This window comes from Candidatus Igneacidithiobacillus taiwanensis, from assembly GCF_031962545.1.
Classification (GTDB): Bacteria; Pseudomonadota; Gammaproteobacteria; order Acidithiobacillales; family Acidithiobacillaceae; genus Igneacidithiobacillus; species Igneacidithiobacillus taiwanensis.
The window spans coordinates 1-3595 of the sequence record NZ_JAVRKK010000182.1; the positions used below are offsets into that span (position 1 = coordinate 1).

Here is a 3595-nt window from a genome sequence, read left to right on the forward strand (position 1 = left end):
CAGCAATGGGCCTCATGGCGTTTTTTTGAGATTCTGGATCAACGGCAATGCCTTCTTCGGCTAGATCAGATCTTCCTTAACAATAAAAACCATTTCCTACTGTACGCATAATTTTATCCGAATACCAAATCAAAACATTCCATTCGCGCAGAAGAGGCGACTTGGTGCATGGTAATAAAAACATTGGAGTACATTCTATGCAGCTAAAACCTATATACTTTTTAATTCTTGCGACGATGGCGTCGGGACTCGAATGCGCGCAGGCGGCAAATCCTCTGCTGGTACAGATCAATGTTGCCAGTGGCGCCCAAAATTCCCTTGGTGGGCAAAGCAAGACCTTTTCTCAACCAGCCAGCGGCGCCGATAGCGCCAATTTATTGCGCTTTGTTACCGGCGCACAAAGTGTCGCCTCCGGCGGTGTTTCTGCCCTCCCGTACCTGAATGGGCTATGGGGCAGCAGTCTCAATGTGCAGGTGGATGGGGTGCGCGTGCCCAATGTCTGCCCCAACGAGATGATTCCCCCAACCTCTACCATCCCACCGAGTCAAATCGGCAAAATCGAGGTCTACCCGACCGTGGCCCCCGTCACCGTGGCAGGTAACAGTCTGGGCGGCACCATTTTGGTCTCCTCTGCCCCGCCCATCTTCGCCAGCGCAACAAACCCCTTTCTCTATGGCGGTAGTCTCAGCGCCTTTTACCACAGTAACGGCGATATCCACGGCGAAAATCTCTCTCTGTACGCCGCCACACCGCACTTTTTCATCCAGTATGCCGGCAGCTTGAGCCAGGGAGACAATTATCAAGCCGCCAAGGGATTCAAGGCTGCCACTCCGAGCATCCCGGCAAAAACCGTGGGGTCGAGCGCATTTCGCAGCGAAAATCAGGCCCTTACCTTGGCCGGACGTTGGGATCAGCAAGAACTCTCCTTGCGCGTCAGCCACCAGCGCATTCCTTACGAGGGCTATCCCAATGTGCGCATGGACCTCACCGGCAACGAAGAAACCAGCTTCAATCTGCATTACCACGGTGGCTTTCAGTGGGGCTACCTCGACGCTCGGCTCTACAACACCTTGGTGCAGCACGAGATGAATTTTCTGGGCGATAAAATCACCCCCACTTCCATGGCCATGCCCATGTATACCCAAGGGGTCAAGTCGGGGCTACGTATAGAAGTCGGGCAGGATCTCAGCGCCCAGGATCTCCTGCGCAGCGGTATCGATTTCTCGCGCTATCATCTCGACGATTGGTGGACGCCGGTGCCCGGTAACCGCATGATGGGTCCGGAGATTTTCTGGAACATTCGCGACGGCCGCGAATACCATTACGACCTATTCACCGACTGGACGCGCCACTGGGATCGGCAATAGATGAGCCGAGTGGGCCTGCGCTACGACATCACCACCGAAAACACCGGCCCTGTGCAAGGCTACAACAGCATGATGTACGGCAACCCTGCCATCCCCACCTCGCTTCCGGGCCAGTTTAACCGCGCCGATCGAGCCCGCAATTTTGGCAATTGGGACCTAAGCGCCATCCTGCGCTACCAAGCAACCGCTAACACCCAATGGGAGTTGGGCTTTGCGCGCAACGTACAGTCGCCCAACTTGTATGAGCTCTACGCTTGGTCGAGCAACCCCATGGCGATGTCCATGAATGGCTGGTTTGGCGATGGCAACGGCTATATTGGCAACCGGCAGCTGCGCGCGCAGACCGCCAACGTGCTGAGCCTGCGCTTTGCCACCCAGGGCAGCGACTGGCACCTGCACATCACCCCCTATGTAAATTATGTGCAGAATTACATTGGCGTGCAGCGCTGCTCCTCACAACTCGGCGGCGCCTGCACTGCCGCCAACGCCCAGGCCCAGACAGGCTTCGTTTACCTCCAGTTTACCAACCAAAATGCCCTGTTTTGGGGCGTGAACGCCGAGGGCAGTACCCAAATCGCCAGCACCAAAGCGGCGGGAGACTTTTTTCTCGATGCCAATCTTGCCTACATCCATGGCGAGAACCTGAGCCTCGACGTTCCCCTCTATCGAATGATGCCGGTGAACGGTACCCTCACCCTGCGCCAAAACTGGGGGCACTGGCAAAACTGGATTCGCGAGACGCTGGTTGCCGGCAAGACGCGCGTCGATCCCTTACGCAACGAAGTACAAACCCCGGGCTATGGTCTTTTGGAGATCGGCACCCGCTGGCACTCCGGCTCCTGGCAAGCCAGCCTACGCCTGGAGAATCTGCTCAATCAGCTCTACTTCCAGCCCTTGGGTGGCGTCTATCTCGGTCAAAAGCCCTTTGCCTACGGTACTCCCGTGCCTGGCCCCGGGCGCTCGGTCAATCTCGATCTGAGCTACCAGTTTTGAGCCTGGTGGCGGCTCGCGCGGACCGTCTTTGAGACTGTTCAGCAGCCTACTCGGCCCAGAGCGGTTTTACCGCGGCTTCCGGTAAACCCTGTCCCGACTTGGGTAGCAACCGACTGCGGGAGCGCACCGCCCGTCGTCCCTGCAGTGACGCGCTGGCGTTCTGTAGAGCATTTCCCTTGATGCTCAGGCCGGCGCCTTGCGCTCCCTACAAAGCCGACTATATAACTAAGGTACCAACTGGTCGGACTACGAACGCGCTTGGCAGACGGAAAGTCGGCCGGCGATACAGGGAGCACGAATGGCGGAAAACGGGACTGCAGATACGAGAACCCACGCTTCGTTGGCGGAAATCGTTGGAGCCATCAGCTTTGCCTTGGACCTGACCGAAGGTCAGCCAGCGGGGCACGCGCTGCGTTGTACCTGGATTGGCATGCACGTTGGTCGCGAGCTTGGCCTCGACGATGCCACCCTCACCGATCTCTACTATGCCGTATTGCTCAAGGATGCCGGTTGCAGCAGCAATGCCGCGCGCCTCTGGGAGCTCTACGGGGCCGACGAGCGCCTGGTCAAGCAGGACTTCAAGACTGTCGATACCCAGAATTTTTTGCAGCTCGCGCGCTTTGTATTTCGCCATGCCGGACAAACCGAAGACCTGCGCAGCAAACTGCGCCGCGTTCTATATTTGGGTACCAGTGGCGAAAATCTCGCTACCGAATTGGTACAAACCCGCTGCGAGCGAGGCGCCAATATTGCCCGCAAATTGGGCTTCAACCACGCCGTCGCGGCCGGCATTCACAGCTTGGACGAGCACTGGAACGGCAAGGGAAGGCCGGAGGGGCTGAAAGGTGAGGAAATCCCCCTATTCTCCCGCATTGCCCTACTGGCGCAGGTGGTCGACGTCTTTTTCCAAACCGGCTCCCGTCATGCCGCCTTAGCGGAAATCAAGCGTCGACGCGGCACGTGGTTTGACCCCACCTTGGTACCCATTGTCGAGCGGCTAGGAAAAGAACCAGAATTCTGGGAGGGCTTGCGCGCCGAGGGTCTCGAATCCCGGGTCAGTGCGCTGGAGCCCGCACCTTTTCACACCGAAGTCGATGAAGACCGTCTCGACAGCATTGCCGAGGTCTTTGCCACCATTGTGCATAAGTTCACAAACCTTTGGCACTTCTTTGGCGAGGGAGGAGTGCCATGCAGGTTCAACATGTCGGGTACCGGATCCGGGGGTTTTACCGGGT

Annotated in this window: 3 protein-coding genes; all 3 read left to right on the forward strand. The window is 57.6% G+C overall.

Annotated features, from left to right (window positions below):
• Window positions 1-236 precede the first annotated feature (236 nt).
• The gene (locus RTI30_RS13280; protein WP_312263449.1) at window positions 237-1367 is read left to right on the forward strand and encodes a TonB-dependent receptor plug domain-containing protein; all 1131 of its coding nucleotides are present in this window, start codon (window positions 237-239) and stop codon (window positions 1365-1367) included.
• Complete coding sequence (locus RTI30_RS13285) at window positions 1368-2360, forward strand: TonB-dependent receptor domain-containing protein (RefSeq protein WP_312263448.1); 993 nt, start codon at window positions 1368-1370, stop codon at window positions 2358-2360.
• Between the two features lie 298 nt (window positions 2361-2658).
• Window positions 2659-3595, forward strand: a 937-nt coding sequence (locus tag RTI30_RS13290) for an HD domain-containing phosphohydrolase (RefSeq protein ID WP_312263447.1), incomplete at its 3' end; no start/stop codon positions are given.

What these genes read in the sequence shown, in the direction of transcription:
- RTI30_RS13280 (WP_312263449.1), top strand. Translation starts at nt 237, where the DNA reads ATGGCGTCGGGACTCGAATGCGCGCAGGCGGCAAATCCTCTGCTGGTA.
- RTI30_RS13285 (WP_312263448.1), top strand. Translation starts at nt 1,368, where the DNA reads ATGAGCCGAGTGGGCCTGCGCTACGACATCACCACCGAAAACACCGGC.